Below are 15,411 nucleotides of genomic sequence, written 5' to 3' on the forward strand. Positions count from 1 at the left end.
AGTCATGCCATCAAGGAGGAGGAGTCCATGACGGTACGTGCGGCAGTGGCCGGAGCGAGCGGGTACGCGGGCGGGGAACTGCTGCGTCTGCTCCTGGCGCACCCCGAGGTCGAGATCGGCGCCCTGACCGGCAATTCCAACGCCGGCCAGAAGCTGGGCGCGCTCCAGCCGCATCTGCTGCCGCTGGCCGACCGGGTGCTCCAGGACACCACCCCCGAGGTGCTCGCCGGGCACGATGTCGTCTTCCTCGCCCTGCCCCACGGGCAGTCCGCCGCCGTCGCCGAGCAGCTCGGCCCGGACGTCCTCGTCGTCGACATGGGCGCCGACTTCCGGCTGAAGGACGCCGCCGACTGGGAGAAGTTCTACGGCTCCGCGCACGCCGGGACCTGGCCCTACGGCCTCCCCGAACTGCCGGGCGGCCGCGCCGCGCTGGAGGGGTCCAAGCGCATCGCGGTGCCCGGTTGCTACCCGACGGCGGCCACGCTCGCCCTCTTCCCGGCGTACGCGGCGGGCCTGGCCGAGAACGAGGCCGTGATCGTCGCCGCCTCCGGCACCTCCGGGGCGGGCAAGGCGCCCAAGCCCCACCTGCTCGGCAGCGAGGTCATGGGGTCCATGTCGCCGTACGGCGTCGGTGGCGGCCACCGGCACACCCCCGAGATGATCCAGAACCTCGGCGCGGCCGCCGGCGAGCCGGTCACCGTCTCCTTCACACCGACGCTCGCACCGATGCCCCGCGGCATCCTCGCCACGTGCAGCGCCAAGGCGAAGCCCGGCGTCACCGCCGAGTCCGTGCGCGTCGCCTACGAGAAGGCCTTCGCCGACGAACCCTTCGTCCATCTGCTCCCCGAGGGCCAGTGGCCGGCCACGGCGTCCGTCTACGGTTCCAACGCCGTTCAGGTGCAGGTCGCGTACGACGAGGCCGCGGGCCGCATCATCGCGATCAGCGCCATCGACAACCTGACCAAGGGCACCGCGGGTGGTGCCGTCCAGAGCATGAACATCGCCCTCGGACTCGACGAGGCCACCGGGCTTTCCACGATCGGAGTCGCACCGTGAGCGTCACGGCAGCCAAGGGATTCACGGCGGCGGGCATCGCCGCCGGGATCAAGGAGAACGGCAACCCGGACCTGGCCCTCGTGGTCAACAACGGGCCCCGCCGCGCCGCCGCCGGCGTCTTCACCTCCAACCGTGTGAAGGCCGCCCCCGTGCTGTGGTCCGAGCAGGTCCTCAAGGGCGGTCAGGTCTCCGCGGTGGTCCTCAACTCCGGTGGCGCCAACGCCTGTACGGGTCCGAAGGGCTTCCAGGACACGCACGCCACCGCCGAGAAGGTCGCCGACGTGCTCGGCCACAACGCCGCCGAGGTCGCCGTCGCCTCGACGGGGCTCATCGGCGTGCTCCTGCCCATGGACAAGCTCCTCCCGGGGGTCGAGACCGCGGCCGCGTCCCTGAGCGAGCACGGCGGCGAGAAGGCCGCCATCGCCATCAAGACCACCGACAGCGTCCACAAGACGTCCGTCGTCACCAAGGACGGCTGGACCGTCGGCGGCATGGCCAAGGGCGCGGGCATGCTCGCCCCCGGTCTGGCCACCATGCTCGTCGTCCTCACCACCGACGCCGACCTCGACAGCGACGTACTGGACAAGGCGCTGCGGGCCGCGACCCGTATGACCTTCGACCGGGTCGACTCCGACGGCTGCATGTCCACCAACGACACCGTGCTGCTGCTGGCCTCCGGAGCGTCCGAGGTCACCCCGGAGTACGAGGAGTTCGCCGAGGCCGTGCGTGCCGTGTGCGACGACCTCGGGCAGCAGCTGATCCGGGACGCCGAGGGCGCCAGCAAGGACATCAAGGTCGAGGTGATCAACGCCGCGGCCGAGGAGGACGCCGTCGAGGTGGGCCGCTCCATCGCCCGCAACAACCTCCTCAAGTGCGCGATCCACGGTGAGGACCCCAACTGGGGGCGGGTGCTGTCCGCCATCGGCACCACCGGCGCCGCCTTCGAGCCCGACCGGCTCAACGTCGCCATCAACGGCGTCTGGGTCTGCAAGAACGGCGGCGTCGGCGAGGACCGCGACAAGGTCGACATGCGCTACCGCGAGGTGCACATCGTCGCCGACCTCGCGGCCGGCTCCGAGACCGCCACCATCTGGACCAACGACCTCACCGCGGACTACGTCCACGAGAACAGCGCGTACTCGTCATGAGCACTACTCGCAAGCACACCGCCCTGCCCAAGGCCCAGATCCTCATCGAGGCACTGCCCTGGCTGACCCGGCACAACGGCAAGACGGTCGTCGTCAAGTTCGGCGGCAACGCCATGATCGACGAGCAGCTGAAGTCCGCGTTCGCGCAGGACATCGTGTTCCTGCACCACGCCGGGCTCAAGCCCGTCGTCGTGCACGGCGGCGGCCCGCAGATCAGCGCGGCCCTCGACAAGCACGGCATCGTCAGCGAGTTCAAGGCGGGCCTCAGGGTCACCACCGAGGACGCCATGGACGTCGTACGCATGGTGCTCGCCGGGCAGGTGCAGCGCGAGCTGGTCGGGCTGCTCAACCAGCACGGCCCGCTCGCCGTCGGCCTCACCGGCGAGGACGCGCACACCATCACCGCAACGAAGCACCAGCCCGAGATCGACGGCGAGCTCGTCGACATCGGGCGGGTGGGCGAGATCACCGCGATCGACACGGGCGCGATCGAGGCCCTGCTCGCCGACGGCCGCATCCCGGTCGTCTCGTCGATCGCCCGCAGCCAGGACGACGGACATGTCTACAACGTCAATGCTGATACGGCGGCTGCGGCACTCGCTGCGGCACTGGGGGCCGAAACCCTCATGGTCCTCACGGACGTCGAGGGCCTCTACGAGGACTGGCCGAACAGCGACGAGGTGATCAGTCGCCTCACCGCTTCCCAGCTGGAGAAGCTCCTGCCGGAGCTGTCGTCCGGCATGGTGCCGAAGATGGAGGGCTGTCTGCACGCCGTACGCAACGGTGTGACCACCGCCCGCGTCATCGACGGCCGGGTCCAGCACTCGATCCTGCTGGAGATCTTCACCGACGAAGGCATCGGCACGATGGTCGTGCCGGACGAGGAGGGGGACGCATGACCGCCAACGAAGAGCTGACCCAGCGGTGGCAGGGCGCGCTCATGAACAACTACGGCACCCCGCGGCTGCCCCTCGTCCGTGGCGCGGGCACCCGGCTGTGGGACGCCGACGGCAAGGAGTACGTCGACTTCGTCGGCGGTATCGCGGTCAACGCGCTCGGCCACGCCCACCCGGCGGTCGTCGAGGCCGTCAGCACGCAGATCGCCTCCCTCGGCCATGTCTCCAACCTCTTCGTCGCCGAACCGCCCGTCGCCCTCGCCGAACGGCTGCTCCAGCACTTCGGCCGGGACGGCAAGGTGTACTTCTGCAACTCCGGTGCCGAGGCCAACGAGGGCGCCTTCAAGATCGGCCGGCTGACCGGGCGGACCCACATGGTCGCCACCCGGGGCGGCTTCCACGGCCGCACGATGGGCGCTCTCGCGCTCACCGGCCAGCCCGGCAAGCAGGGACCGTTCCTGCCGCTTCCCGGCGACGTCACGCATGTGCCGTACGGCGACGCGCAGGCGCTGGCCGCCGCGGTGACCGAGGAGACCGCGCTCGTCATCATCGAGCCCATCCAGGGCGAGAACGGCGTCGTCGTCCCGCCCGCCGGCTACCTGAAGGCCGCTCGGGCGATCACCGCCGCGACCGGGGCGCTGCTCGTCCTCGACGAGGTGCAGACCGGCATCGGCCGTACCGGGCACTGGTTCGAGTACCAGGCCCACGAGGGCGTCCTGCCCGACGTCGTCACCCTCGCCAAGGGCCTCGGCGGCGGGCTGCCGCTCGGTGCGACCGTCGCCTTCGGGCGCGCCGCCGAACTGCTCCAGCCGGGGCAGCACGGGACGACCTTCGGCGGCAACCCCGTCGCCTGCGCGGCCGGACTCGCCGTCCTCGACACCATCGCGAACGACGGCCTCCTGGAGAACGTCAAGAACCAGAGCGAGAAGCTGCGCGACGGAATCGAGTCCCTCGGGCACCCGTTGATCGACCATGTCCGGGGCGCGGGCCTCCTCCTGGGTATCGTGCTCACCGAGCCGCTCGCGCAGAAGGCGCAGCAGGCGGCCCAGGACGCCGGCTTCCTCGTGAACGCGCCCGCACCCGATGTCGTACGGCTGATGCCGGCGCTGAACCTCGGCGACGACGACGTGGACGCGTTCGTCGGGGCGCTGCCCGGCATCCTGGACGTGGCCAAGGGGGACGGATGATCCGGGGAATGAGACGACGATGAGCCAGGCGCAGGATCACGAGCAGACCGCGGGGCCTGCCGTGCCGCAGACCCGCACCGCCCGCCACCGCCGGATCGTGGACATCCTCAACCGGCAACCGGTGCGCTCCCAGAGTCAGTTGGCGAAGCTCCTCGCCGACGACGGGCTGACCGTCACACAGGCGACGCTCTCCCGGGACCTGGACGAGCTGAACGCGGTGAAGATCCGCAACACGGACGGCGACCTCATCTACGCGGTCCCCAGCGAGGGTGGCTTCCGCACCCCGCGGGCCCCGCTCGGCGAGTCGGCGAAGGAGGAGCGGATGCGGCGGCTCTCGCAGGAGCTGCTGATCTCCGCGGAGGCCTCCGCCAACCTCGTGGTCCTGCGCACCCCTCCGGGGGCGGCGCAGTTCCTGGCCTCGGCGATCGACCAGGCGGAACTGCACGACATCCTGGGGACGATCGCCGGTGACGACACACTGCTGCTGATCAGCAGGGATCCGACCGGGGGACAGTCCTTGGCGGATCACCTGCTGCGGCTGGCGCAGAACGGTCACTGACCGCGCCGAGGGGGGTCGTGCCGCCGGGGAAACCGGCGCAGAATGGGAATGTGATCTTCCGTAGCGGCCGGGCAATCCCTTGGCGGGTGCGGGCCGTATATAAAGGTGTGCCGAGCTTCCGGTTCCCCGTGGGCCGTCTCCCGGACGAGGCTCTGCTGTCCGGGCTGGCCACCGGTGATCCGGAACTCGCCGTCACCTTCGTACGGAGGTTCCAGCGCACGGTCTTCGGTGTCGCCATCGCCGTCACCGGAGACCCGCAGCTCGCCGAGGACATCGCCCAGCAGACATTCGAGCGTGCGTGGCGTCATGCGCAGATCTACGACTCGCGCCGTGGGTCGGTGGCGACCTGGCTGACGACCATCGCGCACAACCTCGCCATCGACGCCGTCCGTGCGCGGCGGACGGAGCCGGTGGCACCCGAGGACCTCGATGCGCTCCTCGATGTCGTGACCGAGACCCCCGAGGAGTGGGCGCTGGCCGACGAGGCCTCGTCCCGGCTGCGGGCCGCCGTGGCGCAACTGCCGCGGGAACAGGGTCGTGCCCTGGTGATGGCGGGCATCTACGGAATGACGGCCCAGCAGATCGCCGACTGGGAGCAGATCCCGCTGGGCACCGCCAAAACGCGGATCAGGACCGCGATGGGAAAGCTGCGCAACACACTCGCGTCTCCGAAACGAGGGGACCATGTCCAATGACGTGACCTGCGAGAAGCTCCGCGAGATCGGTGCCGAGCTGGCGCTGGGCGTGCTGCCCGGCCGTGAGCGGGCGGAGGCGGTCGCGCATCTGGACCGGTGCGCGGCCTGTCGGGAGTACATCGAGCACATGACCCTGGTCGGCGACGGGCTGATCGGCCTGCTGCCGGACAGGGAACCGCCGCTCGGGTTCGAGACCAGGGTGGCTCGCAGGCTGGTCCGGGACGCGGCCCTGCACGAAGGGGGCGCGCAGTCGACGGCGTCAGGCCCCGGACGCAAGGCGTTCCGCGGCCGCGCCCGTCGTGCCCGGTTGCGGGTCGCGTCCGCCGTGGCCGCGTTCGGACTCACCTTCGGGTTCGTCGGATGGGCGGTGGGCAACGCCATCGAGAACCTCACGGCCTCGAGCTCGCCCGCCGTGGAGGCCGGGTCGCGTCTGATGGAGGGAGATCTGACCTCGGCCTCGGGCCCCAGGCCGCCGGCCGGTGAGATCTACGCCCACCCCGGGGACCCGGGAAAGCCTGGCTGGATCTACATGTCTGTCGATCTTGCCGCCGCCGGCACTCCGTACAGCGGCAAGGTCGTCTGCCAGCTGGAACGCTCGAACGGCACCTCGATCCGCGTGGGCACCTTCTCCCTGCGCGAGGGACGCGCTGAGTGGGGCGCGGCGGCCCCTGTCGACCCCGAGGCGCTCTCCGGCGCCCGCCTGACCTCCTCCGACGGCACGGTCCTCGCCACCGGCCACTTCGACACCGACCGAAGCGCGTGAACCCTTTGGAGACCCTGCCGAAGCGCGTGAGATCGGCGCCCCGCCACCGCCTCAGGGGTGGGCGGTGCGGCGCCCCGGGCCGGGCAGGGTCGCTTCGAGCGCGGCGGCCAGCTCGGCGACCGAGGGCCGGGACGACGGATCGGCCCGGAGGCAGCCGTCGATGGCCCTCGCCAGCCCCCCGGGCAGACGCCGCCGCGAGCCGATCGGCGGGGCGCGCCCTTCCAGCTGCGGATACCGGTCGTCCTGACCGCCGCCCGTGACGCGGGCGTCGCAGGGCTCGGTGCTCCTCTCCTCGCAAGGCTCCTCGCCGGGCCTCTCGCCGGTCTCCTGGTGGGGCCCCCTGCCGTCGAAGGGCACGTCACCGGCGGCGACCTCGTACAACGTGATGCCGATGCCCCACACGTCCGCGGCCGCCGACAGCGGGCCGCCGCGGGCCTGCTCCGGAGCGAGATAGCGGAACGTGCCCACCCCCGCGGGCGCGGGGCCGGGCGGCCGCGCGGTGCTCAGGTCCAGCACCTTCGCGTGACCGCAGTCCACCACCACGTTCGACGGCTTGAGGTCCAGGTGCAGCAGACCCTGACCGTGGAGGTAGTGGATCGCGGAACACAGCTGCACCCCGAGAAGCGCCACGTCCGCGGCGGACGGCCGGCGCCGCAACCGGTGGACGAGGTGGGACAGCGTTTCACCGGTCAGCGTCTCCAGCACGACGAGCGGCAGCGGCGACTCGAACGTCTCGTACGCGCGGACCAGGTGCGGATGGGTGAAGGCCCTCAGCCACCGGCCCTCACGCAGCAGCCGGTCGCGCAGCTGCTCCCGGTCCCGGAGGTCGGGACGTACGGCCTTGATCACACACCGGCAGTCCCGTTCCTCGCTCCAGGCGTCGTAGACGTCGAGCCAGCCGGTGCGCGCCAGACGCGCCAGGACCTCGTAGCCAGGGACCGGTCTCGTGCCGGGTGCCAGGGGTGGGGCGGTGGTCGGCACCGCCGGGACACTCACGACAGCACCGTCCCCGGAGCCGAGGACCCGGCCGGAGCGGCACCGGCCATGGCGTTCAGCCGGTGCAGCCGGGCGTACGTCCCGCCGCGCTCGAGCAGGTCGTCGTGGGCGCCGCACTCGACGACCCGGCCGTGGTCGAGAACCACGATGCGCGTGGCGTCCCGGACGGTCAGCAGGTTGTGGGAGATGACGACCGTCGTCCGCCCGGCCATGAGCCGGCGCAGCGGGTCCATGATCCGCCGCCCGGACCGCACGTCGAGCCCGGTGGTCGGTTCGTCGAGGAGGAGCACGGGCGCGTCCCTGATCATCGCGCGGGCGATCGCCAGGCGCTGGCGCTGTCCGCCGGAGAGCGTCCGGCCGCGCTGGCCGACCATCGTGTCGTAGCCCTCCGGGAGCAGCTCGATGAACTCGTGCGCGTCCGCGGCGCGCGCCGCCGCGACGACGTCCGCCTCGGTCGCCTCCGGCCGGCCATAGGCGATGTTGTCCCGCACAGTGCCGTGGAAGACGAGCGTCTCCTGCAGGACCACCGCGACGCTCTGCCGCACGTCGGTCAGGCACAGGTCCCGCAGATCCGTCCCGTCGAGGCGGACCGCTCCGACGTCGGGGTCGTAGAAGCGGAGCTGCAGTTTCGCGACCGTCGACTTGCCGGCCCCGCTGGCCCCGACCAGCGCCAGCGTCTCTCCGGGTGCCACGTGGAACGACACGTCCGACAGGGCCCAGGCCGACGTACCGGGGTAGCGGAAGGAGACGCCGTCGAACTCCACGTCGCCCCGCGCCCGGCCGATCCGCCGGGCGTCGGCGGCCTCGACGACCTGCGGCCGCTGGTCCAGCAGCTCGATGACCCGTTCGGCCGAGGCGGACGCCGCGTAGAAGGTGGTACCGAGGTGGGACAGACCATGGACCGGGCTGTACATCTTGCCGATCAGCGCCAGGAAGACCAGGAGCCCGCCCAGAGTGAGCTGTCCCTGGGCCAGCTTCCAGGTGCCCAGGCTCATGACCGCGAGGACGCCGGACACCTCGACGATCTCGACGACGGATCCGTAGACGGCGCGGATCCGCGTCGAGGTCATCGTGGCCCGGAACCTGCCGACGTTCTCACGCTCGAACCGGCGCTCCTCCCACCCCTGCCGGTTGTACGCCTGCACCAGGGCGACGTTGCCCAGCGACTCCTCGGCGATCGCGCTGATCGAGCCGCTCCGACGCCTGCGCTCCCGGGACGCCTCCTTGACCAGCTTTGAGAAGTGCCGGGCGACGCCCCAGAACAACGGCACGATGACGAGGGCCAGGAGGGTCAGATCCCACTGCAGATAGAACAGCAGACCGAGGAAGACGCCCAGGCGGATCACGTAGTAGAGGGCGTCCGCCACTCCCGAGAGCAGGAACGTCTCGACCGCGTCGACATCGCCCGTCACACGCGACAGCACGTCCCCGAGTCGCCGGCGTTCGAAGAATCCGAGCGACAGGCCCTGGACGTGCCGGAACACATCGGCGCGAAGAGTCAGCAGGAAGCGTTCGCTGACCCACGTGGACGTCACGTCGTCGGCGAACCCCAGAATGCCGGAGCCGATGATGAGCCCCAGATAGGCCGGTGCGATCCACAGGAGCGGTTTGATGTCGCGGGGGACCAGAACGTCGTCCACCACGATCTTGAAGAGCCAGATCTCCGCGGCCTCGACGGCGGGGCCGATCAGGCTGAAGAGGCCGACGGGCACGAACCAGCGTCGGCCACCGCGGGTGTAGGGCCAGAACCGCCGGAACACCTCGCGCGGAGACACCGGGGGTGCGGCAGCCACCACGTCGGAAGACTCACCCACCGACAGCAGACGCCGCAGGACATGCACCATGGCACGGGTTCCTCATGGACGGACGGACAGAGCGGACCAGGGCCCCGGGTCCCCGGTCCGCTCAGCCTCCGTGTGCGGTCAGTAGCCGCCGTGGCCGTGGCCGTGGCCGTTGCCGTTGCCGTGGTCATGACCGTGATCGTGGCCGTGCCCGCGGTGGCCGCCGTGGTCGTGGTCGTGGCCGTGGCCGTGGCCGTGACCGTGACCGTGCCCCGAGAAGTCGCGGCCCGACGTGTCGCGGTCGCGGTCCCGGCGGTTGGCGGGAATCAGATTGCTGAAGATGGCCATGTGCATTCCTCCTGAAACTTGCTGCACATGGGATACGTCTCAGAACGGAAGTTGGATGGCGTTCCGGGGTAAAAAGGTGAAAATGGTCGCGTATCGGCGAAAACCTCGACACCGTTCAGCCCAGCCGCGCCGCGAGCCCTCCGGTGCACCGCACCTCGTCACCGGCCGTGATCAGCAGCGCTTCCACGTCCGGCAGGCCCTCCAGCCAGCTCAGAGCCTCCCGCGACCCCATCGCGAAGGCGGCCGTCGCCCAGCAGTCGACCCACGTCAGTGAGGGCCCCACGACGGTCACCGCCACCAGATCGGTCACCGCGGAGCGCCCCGTACGCGGATCCACGATGTGCGCGCCCCGCTCGGCGGTGCCGGAGGTGGCCACCGCCAGCCGGTCCGTCCCGGCCGCGGAGATCACCGCGGCCAGCCCGCCCGGCCGGAGCGGATCCGACACCCCGACCCGCCACGGCCGTTGCGGACCCGGAGTGCCGAACAGCTGGACGTCCCCGCCGCCGTTCACGCTCACCCCGCTCACCCCGGTGGCGGCCGCCAGCCGCCGGGCGGCCCGTTCGGCGGCCCAGCCCTTGACGATCCCGGTCGGATCGAGGCGCCCCTCGTACGACGTGCTGAACCAGCCCTCGCTCACCCGCTCCGCCTCGGCGCCCAGCTCCAGTACCTCGGCCACCTCGGGAGCGCACTCCCCGACGGACAGCTCCCCACGGGCCAGCCGGGAGACCTGGCTGTTCTCGCGGTAGGTGCTGAACACCTCGTCGGCCCGGTGCAGCCCGGCGACGGCCTCCTCGAGCGCGGCCCGCACGGCGGCGGGTTCCCCGCCCCGGACGTCGAAGGAGAAGACGGTCCCCATGACCTCCTCCACATGACGTACCGGGGCGGGAGCTTCCGCGGACTCGGCCACCGGCTCAGCCACCGGCCTGGTCCAGCGCCGACTGCAGGGACTGCTTGTAGCCGGTGCTGGTGTAGGTCGCGCCGGACACCGTGTCGATGTCCGCGCTGCCGGCCGCCACGGCCTCCTGGTCGAGCTTGGGCACGGCCAGCTGGGTCTTCTGGCTGCTGGTGCCGCCGCTGGGCGCCTGCACCGCCTCCGCCTTGGTGATCTTGCCGCCGCTGACCGTGATACGGACCTGGACAGGGCCGTACTGCGTCTGCGCCACGCGTCCGGTGACGGTACGGGCCTGCGCGGCAGGGGCGGACGAGCCACCGCTCCCGGACGAGCCACCGCTACCGGACGAGCCACCGCTCCCGGAGGCGGACCCGCTCCCGGCGGCCTTGGCCTGGTCCAACGCCGACTGCAGCGACTGCTTGTAGCCGGTGCTGGTGTACGTGGCACCGGAGACGGTGTCGATGTCCGCGCTCTGCGCGGCGACCGCCTCCTGGTTGAGCTTGGGTACGGCCAGCTCGGTCTTCTGGGTGCTGGTGCCGCCGCTGGGCGCCTGGACTGCCTCCGCTTTGGTGATCTTTCCGCCGCTCATGGTGAGACGCACCTGGACGGGGCCGTACTGGGTCTGGGCCACGGCTCCGGTGACCGTGCCGGCACCGGCGGCCGCGGCGCCGCCCTGGGCCGACTCCTGTGCCGCGGCCGTCTGCTGGGGGGCCACGCCGCCGGCCGCCTGCGCGGAGCCCGGGTCGGACGCCGGCTTCAGCGACAGCAGCAGCACGATCCCGGACACGGTGGCGGCGGTGGCGAGCACGACACGCCGAATGGGGTGGCTCTTCTTCATCGCTCCTGACTCCCGTCGCTCACATCTCGAACGACTCGTGATGGATGCGGCGGGCGGGAACCCCCGCGCCGCGCAGTGCTTCGTACACCTGCTGGGCGAAACCGGGCGGCCCGCACATGAAGACGTCGTGGCGGTCGATGTCCCCGATCTTGCGCTGGAGGCTCTCGGCCGAGATGTCGGGGCGCTCCCCGTCGGGGCTGTTGACCGCGTACATCAGCCGCGCGCCGCGCTCACCGGCGATCTTGGCCAGCTCGTCCCACAGCGCCAGGTCCTGGGTGCTGTTGGCTCGATAGAGCAGGGTGATGTCGCCGGCCGCGCCGGGCAGCGTCTCGAACAGCGCCCGCATCGGGGTGATGCCGACACCGCCCGCGACCAGCAGCACCTTGCCGCGGCTGCGCCGCGACGCCGTCATCGCCCCGTACGGGCCCTCGGCCCACACCCGGGTGCCGGGCGTGAGTTCGCGCAGCCGGGCGCTGTGGTCGCCGATCGCCTTCACGGTGATCCGCAGCATGTCCGGCCGGGGCGCCGCCGACAGCGAGTACGGGTGCGAGCTGAACCGCATCCCCGGCGCCAGGAACCGCCAGCGGAAGAACTGCCCGGCCTCCGCACCCATCCGGTGCAGCTTGCGCCCGCCGATCAGCACCGACACGATCCCGGGCGTCTCCTCGATCACCGCCTCGACCCGCATCCGGTGCCGTAGGTTCAGCCGGATCGGCGTGAGGATGCGGTACCAGACCACCAGCGCGGTGACCGAGCCGTACAGCACGTACCAGACGGTCTTCGCGACCGGCTCGACGGCGAAGTCGTTGCCAGTGGTGAGCTGGTGCCAGAACGTCAGGAACACCGACGCATACGTCATCAGGTGGATGTGGTACCAGGTGTCGTACGGCATCAGCTTGCGGATCCCGCCGACCGACACCAGCCCGATGAGGAACAGCAGACCCGTGCCGATGGCGGCCTTGCCCATGTCCGGCAGCTGGTTGATGGAGTCGATCGTCTGCTGGACGATGTCGCCGAGCGACTTGCCGGCCTGCAACGCGTAGCCCCACATCGTGAGGAAGACGTGCGCGACCACCAGGCAGACCGTGTAGCGGCCGCTCATCGCGTGCCAGCGGGCCACCCGGTCGGAGCCCACCCGCCGCTCCAGCGCGGGCACGCGGGCCATCTGCAGGACGACGAGCGCCATCAGGTATCCGGCGAGCAGGCCGGTGATCCGGCCCGCGTTGAGGATCTTGCTGTTGTCGTCCGCGATCGACGGCGTGTTGTGCCACCACAGCCACAGCACCCCCACCGCGCCCGCCCACACGGCGAGCAGCAGGGGGACGGCCGGGGAGCGGCGCGGACGGATGCGGCGCATCGTCTGGCGTCGGGCGGCACGGCCGCCCGCGAGCGTGGTGGTCACGGTTCCTCCGTGGGGACTTGACCCTTGGCCCACAGATACGCGCCGCGGCTCGCGAGTGTTCAGCCTCCTGCCGAGTCGAGTGCGGACTGGAGCGACCGGCGGTAACCGTCACTCGTGTACGTCGCCCCCGAGACGGTGTCGATCTCGGCGCTCTGCGCGGCCAGCGCCTCCCGCCTCAGCTGCGGAACGGCGTAGCTGTTGATCTCCTGGTCCCGGGGGTTCTCCTGGGGGTAGGTGATCGCGGTGACCTCGGTCAGCTTGCCGTCCTTCAGGGTGATCCGGACCTGGACGGGTCCCCAGCGGGTCTGGATCGAGTCGCCCGTCACGGTCTTCGTGCCGGTCGTGCCGGAGGAGCCCGTCGAGCCGGACCCGGCGGAGGCACTGGAGCCACTGGACGGAGCGGTGGCGGGCGACCCGACGGCGACGGCCGTACTCGTGTGCGGCTTCAGCGACAGCAGCAGCACCATTCCGGAGACGGTTGCGGCGCTCGCCAGCACGATGCGGCGCAGGGGACGGTTCTTCTTCAGTGCGTGCACGACGGCCTCATCACAACTCTCGCAACTCTCGCAACTCTTGCAACGCTCGCGGCTCTCACAGCTCGAACGACTCGTGGTGGATACGGCGGTCCGGCACTCCGGCGGCGCGCAGGGCTCCGTACAGATCCTGGGCGAAGCCGTGCGGACCGCATATGAACACGTCGTGTCCGGACAGGTCGGGGACGGTCGCGCGCAGGGCGTCGGCCGTGAGGTCGGGGCGCTCCCCGTGCGGCCCGTTGAGCGCGTACAGCACCCGCGCCCCCCGCCACCGCGCCACGGCCTCCAACTCCCCGCCCAGAGCGAGGTCCTCGGCGGTGCGCGCCCGGTACAGCAGGGTGACGTCGCCGGGCAGGGTCTCGAACAGCGCCCGCAGCGGGGTGATGCCGACCCCGCCCGCGATCAGCAGCGACCTGGACGCGGTGCGCCGGTCGGCGGTCAGTGATCCGTACGGCCCCTCCGCCCACACCCGGGTGCCCGGCCGCAACAGGGACACGGCCGCGCTGTGGCCGCCGAGCGCCTTGACCGTGATGCGCATCAGGTCGCGGCGGGGCGGCGCCGACAGCGAGTACGGCGTCGAGGTCCAGCCCATGCCCTCCCCGAAGAACCGCCACCGGAAGAACTGCCCCGCCTGCGCGCCCAGCTCGTCCAGCCGCCGGCCGCGCACGACTACCGAGTACACGCCCGGCGCCTCCCGCTGTACCGCCTCGACCCGCAGCCGGTGGCGCAGGTTGAGCCGGACCGGCGCGAGGATCCGGAACCAGAGCACCAGGGCCGTGACGCCGAGGTACAGCGTGTACCAGGCGGCCGTGGCCACGCTGTTGCCGCTGAAGTCGTTGCCCAGCGCCAGCTGGTGGCCGAAGGCGAGGAACAGCGCGGCGTACGTGAGCAGGTGGACGTAGTACCAGAACTCGTAGCTGGTCCGGCGGCGCACGGCGCGGGCCGAGGTGACGCCGACCGCGAACAGGATGACCGTGGCCGCGGTGGCCTTCAGCATCTCCGGGTAGTCCAGGACCACGGTCAGCGTCTCGTGCACGACCGACTGGCGGTCCTGTGCGGCGTACCCGGCGAGGATGAGCACGATGTGCGCGACCAGCAGACAGACCGTGTAGCGGCCGGCCATCGCGTGCCAGCGGGCCACCCGGTCGGAGCCGATGCGCCGCTCGAGCAGCGGCACGCGCGCCATCAGGCCGACCAGCACCGCGCACGCGTACCCGCACAGCAGCCCCGCGATCCGGCCGGCGCCGGTGAGCCAGCCCGCCGCACCGATCACGGAGCCGGTGTCCGACCACCACAGCGCGAGCACCGCGGCGGCCCCCGCCCACAGGAGGGCGAGCACCCCACCCGCGGGGGAGCGCCGGGGAGCCGGCGGCACGGCGGTCGCCGCCCGTCGCTCGTACACGGTGGTCATTGTGTGCGTCCTTTCGCCTGTCCTGGGCGCCACTGTGCAGGCCGAACCTCTGAGCTCGCTCTGAGCGGGCGGCCCGGACGGTGGACTCAAAGGAAACTCAGAGCCTCCGCAGACACTCGCGACCCGTCGGAGGGGTGATGCTGGTAGGAGTCATGAACACCACCCGCTCCGGCCGCCCCGCCCTGACCCGCCCCGACGGCACACCGCTGCGCGTCCTCGTCGTCGACGACGACCCGGACCTCGCCGAGGTGCTGTCCGGCGCACTGCGCTACGAAGGCTGGCAGGTGCGCACCGCCGGCGACGGCGCGTCGGCCGTCACCGAGGCCCGGGAACTGATGCCCGATGCCGTCATCCTCGACGTGATGCTCCCCGACACCGACGGCTTCGCCGTGCTGCGCACCCTGCACGCCGTGAAACCCGACGTCTGCGTGCTCTTCCTCACCGCCCGGGACGCCGTGGAGGACCGCATAGCGGGCATCACGGCGGGCGGCGACGACTACGTCACCAAGCCCTTCAGCCTGGAGGAGGTCGTCGCCCGGGTGCGTGGACTGCTGCGCCGCGCGGGCATCGCCCGTCAGCAGGAGGACGGGCCACGGCTGACCGTGGGCGACCTGGTGATGGACGAGGAGGCCCGCGAGGTGACCCGCGCGGGCGAGCTGATCGAGCTGTCGCCCACCGAGTTCGAGCTGCTGCGCTTCCTGATGCGCAACCCGCGGCGCGTACTCAGCAAGGCGCAGATCCTCGACCGCGTCTGGTCGTACGACTTCGGCGGCCGTGCCCACGTCGTCGAGCTGTACATCTCGTACCTGCGCAAGAAGGTCGACTCGGGCCGCGAGCCGATGATCCACACCGTGCGCGGGGCCGGCTACGTGCTCAAGCCGGTGGCGCAGTGAGGCCGCGACTGCG

The 15,411-nt window shown here is 71.4% G+C and carries 16 protein-coding genes; 8 read left to right on the forward strand and 8 right to left on the reverse strand.

Features of this window, described 5'->3' with window-relative positions; all coding sequences use genetic code 11:
- Positions 1–27: 27 nt before the first annotated feature.
- From argC to ACFY16_RS22230, 7 genes are all read left to right on the forward strand, one after another.
- A complete protein-coding gene (gene argC, locus ACFY16_RS22200) occupies positions 28–1,056 on the forward strand; it encodes an N-acetyl-gamma-glutamyl-phosphate reductase (protein WP_390648872.1) in 1,029 nt (342 codons plus the stop codon).
- A complete protein-coding gene (gene argJ, locus ACFY16_RS22205; RefSeq protein WP_390648873.1) occupies positions 1,053–2,204 on the forward strand; it encodes a bifunctional glutamate N-acetyltransferase/amino-acid acetyltransferase ArgJ in 1,152 nt (383 codons plus the stop codon). The genes argC and argJ overlap by 4 nt, the downstream gene beginning before the upstream one ends.
- Positions 2,201–3,103, forward strand: coding sequence for an acetylglutamate kinase (argB, locus tag ACFY16_RS22210; protein WP_390648874.1), 903 nt, complete (start codon positions 2,201–2,203; stop codon positions 3,101–3,103). Before argJ ends, argB begins: the two co-directional genes overlap by 4 nt.
- On the forward strand, positions 3,100–4,287 hold the full coding sequence (locus ACFY16_RS22215) for an acetylornithine transaminase (protein WP_390648875.1): 1,188 nt from the start codon (positions 3,100–3,102) through the stop codon (positions 4,285–4,287). Before argB ends, ACFY16_RS22215 begins: the two co-directional genes overlap by 4 nt.
- A gap of 19 nt (positions 4,288–4,306) precedes the next feature.
- Positions 4,307–4,846 (forward strand): arginine repressor, encoded by a 540-nt coding sequence (locus ACFY16_RS22220; RefSeq protein WP_390648876.1) that lies wholly within the window; start codon positions 4,307–4,309, stop codon positions 4,844–4,846.
- Positions 4,847–4,953: 107 nt separating this feature from the next.
- Complete coding sequence (locus ACFY16_RS22225) at positions 4,954–5,541, forward strand: RNA polymerase sigma factor (protein ID WP_390648959.1); 588 nt, start codon at positions 4,954–4,956, stop codon at positions 5,539–5,541.
- On the forward strand, positions 5,531–6,304 hold the full coding sequence (locus ACFY16_RS22230) for an anti-sigma factor family protein (RefSeq protein WP_390648877.1): 774 nt from the start codon (positions 5,531–5,533) through the stop codon (positions 6,302–6,304). Before ACFY16_RS22225 ends, ACFY16_RS22230 begins: the two co-directional genes overlap by 11 nt.
- A 51-nt stretch (positions 6,305–6,355) precedes the next feature.
- On the opposite strand, the gene ACFY16_RS22235 is transcribed toward ACFY16_RS22230, so the two are convergent.
- The 8 genes from ACFY16_RS22235 to ACFY16_RS22270 form a co-directional block, all read right to left on the reverse strand.
- Positions 6,356–7,300, reverse strand: a complete 945-nt coding sequence (locus tag ACFY16_RS22235; RefSeq protein ID WP_390648878.1) for a serine/threonine-protein kinase — start codon at positions 7,298–7,300, stop codon at positions 6,356–6,358.
- A complete protein-coding gene (locus ACFY16_RS22240; RefSeq protein WP_390648879.1) occupies positions 7,297–9,144 on the reverse strand; it encodes an ABC transporter ATP-binding protein in 1,848 nt (615 codons plus the stop codon). Before ACFY16_RS22240 ends, ACFY16_RS22235 begins: the two co-directional genes overlap by 4 nt.
- Before the next feature lie 78 nt (positions 9,145–9,222).
- Positions 9,223–9,429: a hypothetical protein gene (locus ACFY16_RS22245; protein ID WP_390648880.1), complete on the reverse strand. Its 207-nt coding sequence runs from the start codon at positions 9,427–9,429 to the stop codon at positions 9,223–9,225.
- 115 nt (positions 9,430–9,544) lie between these two features.
- On the reverse strand, positions 9,545–10,348 hold the full coding sequence (locus ACFY16_RS22250) for an FAD:protein FMN transferase (RefSeq protein WP_390648881.1): 804 nt from the start codon (positions 10,346–10,348) through the stop codon (positions 9,545–9,547).
- Positions 10,341–11,159: an FMN-binding protein gene (locus ACFY16_RS22255; protein WP_390648882.1), complete on the reverse strand. Its 819-nt coding sequence runs from the start codon at positions 11,157–11,159 to the stop codon at positions 10,341–10,343. Before ACFY16_RS22255 ends, ACFY16_RS22250 begins: the two co-directional genes overlap by 8 nt.
- 19 nt (positions 11,160–11,178) lie before the next feature.
- On the reverse strand, positions 11,179–12,561 hold the full coding sequence (locus tag ACFY16_RS22260) for a ferric reductase-like transmembrane domain-containing protein (RefSeq protein ID WP_390648883.1): 1,383 nt from the start codon (positions 12,559–12,561) through the stop codon (positions 11,179–11,181).
- A 59-nt stretch (positions 12,562–12,620) separates the two neighbouring features.
- Positions 12,621–13,097, reverse strand: coding sequence for an FMN-binding protein (locus ACFY16_RS22265; protein WP_390648884.1), 477 nt, complete (start codon positions 13,095–13,097; stop codon positions 12,621–12,623).
- Between the two features lie 55 nt (positions 13,098–13,152).
- The gene (locus ACFY16_RS22270; protein WP_390648885.1) at positions 13,153–14,505 is read right to left on the reverse strand and encodes a ferric reductase-like transmembrane domain-containing protein; all 1,353 of its coding nucleotides are present in this window, start codon (positions 14,503–14,505) and stop codon (positions 13,153–13,155) included.
- A gap of 152 nt (positions 14,506–14,657) precedes the next feature.
- Here ACFY16_RS22270 and ACFY16_RS22275 point away from each other — a divergent pair, with 152 nt between their 5' ends.
- Complete coding sequence (locus ACFY16_RS22275) at positions 14,658–15,398, forward strand: response regulator transcription factor (protein ID WP_390648886.1); 741 nt, start codon at positions 14,658–14,660, stop codon at positions 15,396–15,398.
- Positions 15,399–15,411 lie beyond the last annotated feature (13 nt).

The organism is Streptomyces sp. NPDC001315, from assembly GCF_042896175.1.
Classification (GTDB): domain Bacteria; phylum Actinomycetota; class Actinomycetes; order Streptomycetales; family Streptomycetaceae; genus Streptomyces.

Coding starts and splice junctions, on each gene's coding strand:
- ACFY16_RS22230 (WP_390648877.1), top strand. CDS start 5,531: ATGTCCAATGACGTGACCTGCGAGAAGCTCCGCGAGATCGGTGCCGAG.
- ACFY16_RS22255 (WP_390648882.1), bottom strand. CDS start 11,159: ATGAAGAAGAGCCACCCCATTCGGCGTGTCGTGCTCGCCACCGCCGCC.
- ACFY16_RS22220 (WP_390648876.1), top strand. CDS start 4,307: ATGAGCCAGGCGCAGGATCACGAGCAGACCGCGGGGCCTGCCGTGCCG.
- ACFY16_RS22240 (WP_390648879.1), bottom strand. CDS start 9,144: ATGGTGCATGTCCTGCGGCGTCTGCTGTCGGTGGGTGAGTCTTCCGAC.
- ACFY16_RS22215 (WP_390648875.1), top strand. CDS start 3,100: ATGACCGCCAACGAAGAGCTGACCCAGCGGTGGCAGGGCGCGCTCATG.
- ACFY16_RS22270 (WP_390648885.1), bottom strand. CDS start 14,505: ATGACCACCGTGTACGAGCGACGGGCGGCGACCGCCGTGCCGCCGGCT.
- ACFY16_RS22275 (WP_390648886.1), top strand. CDS start 14,658: ATGAACACCACCCGCTCCGGCCGCCCCGCCCTGACCCGCCCCGACGGC.
- argC (WP_390648872.1), top strand. CDS start 28: ATGACGGTACGTGCGGCAGTGGCCGGAGCGAGCGGGTACGCGGGCGGG.
- ACFY16_RS22245 (WP_390648880.1), bottom strand. CDS start 9,429: ATGGCCATCTTCAGCAATCTGATTCCCGCCAACCGCCGGGACCGCGAC.
- argB (WP_390648874.1), top strand. CDS start 2,201: ATGAGCACTACTCGCAAGCACACCGCCCTGCCCAAGGCCCAGATCCTC.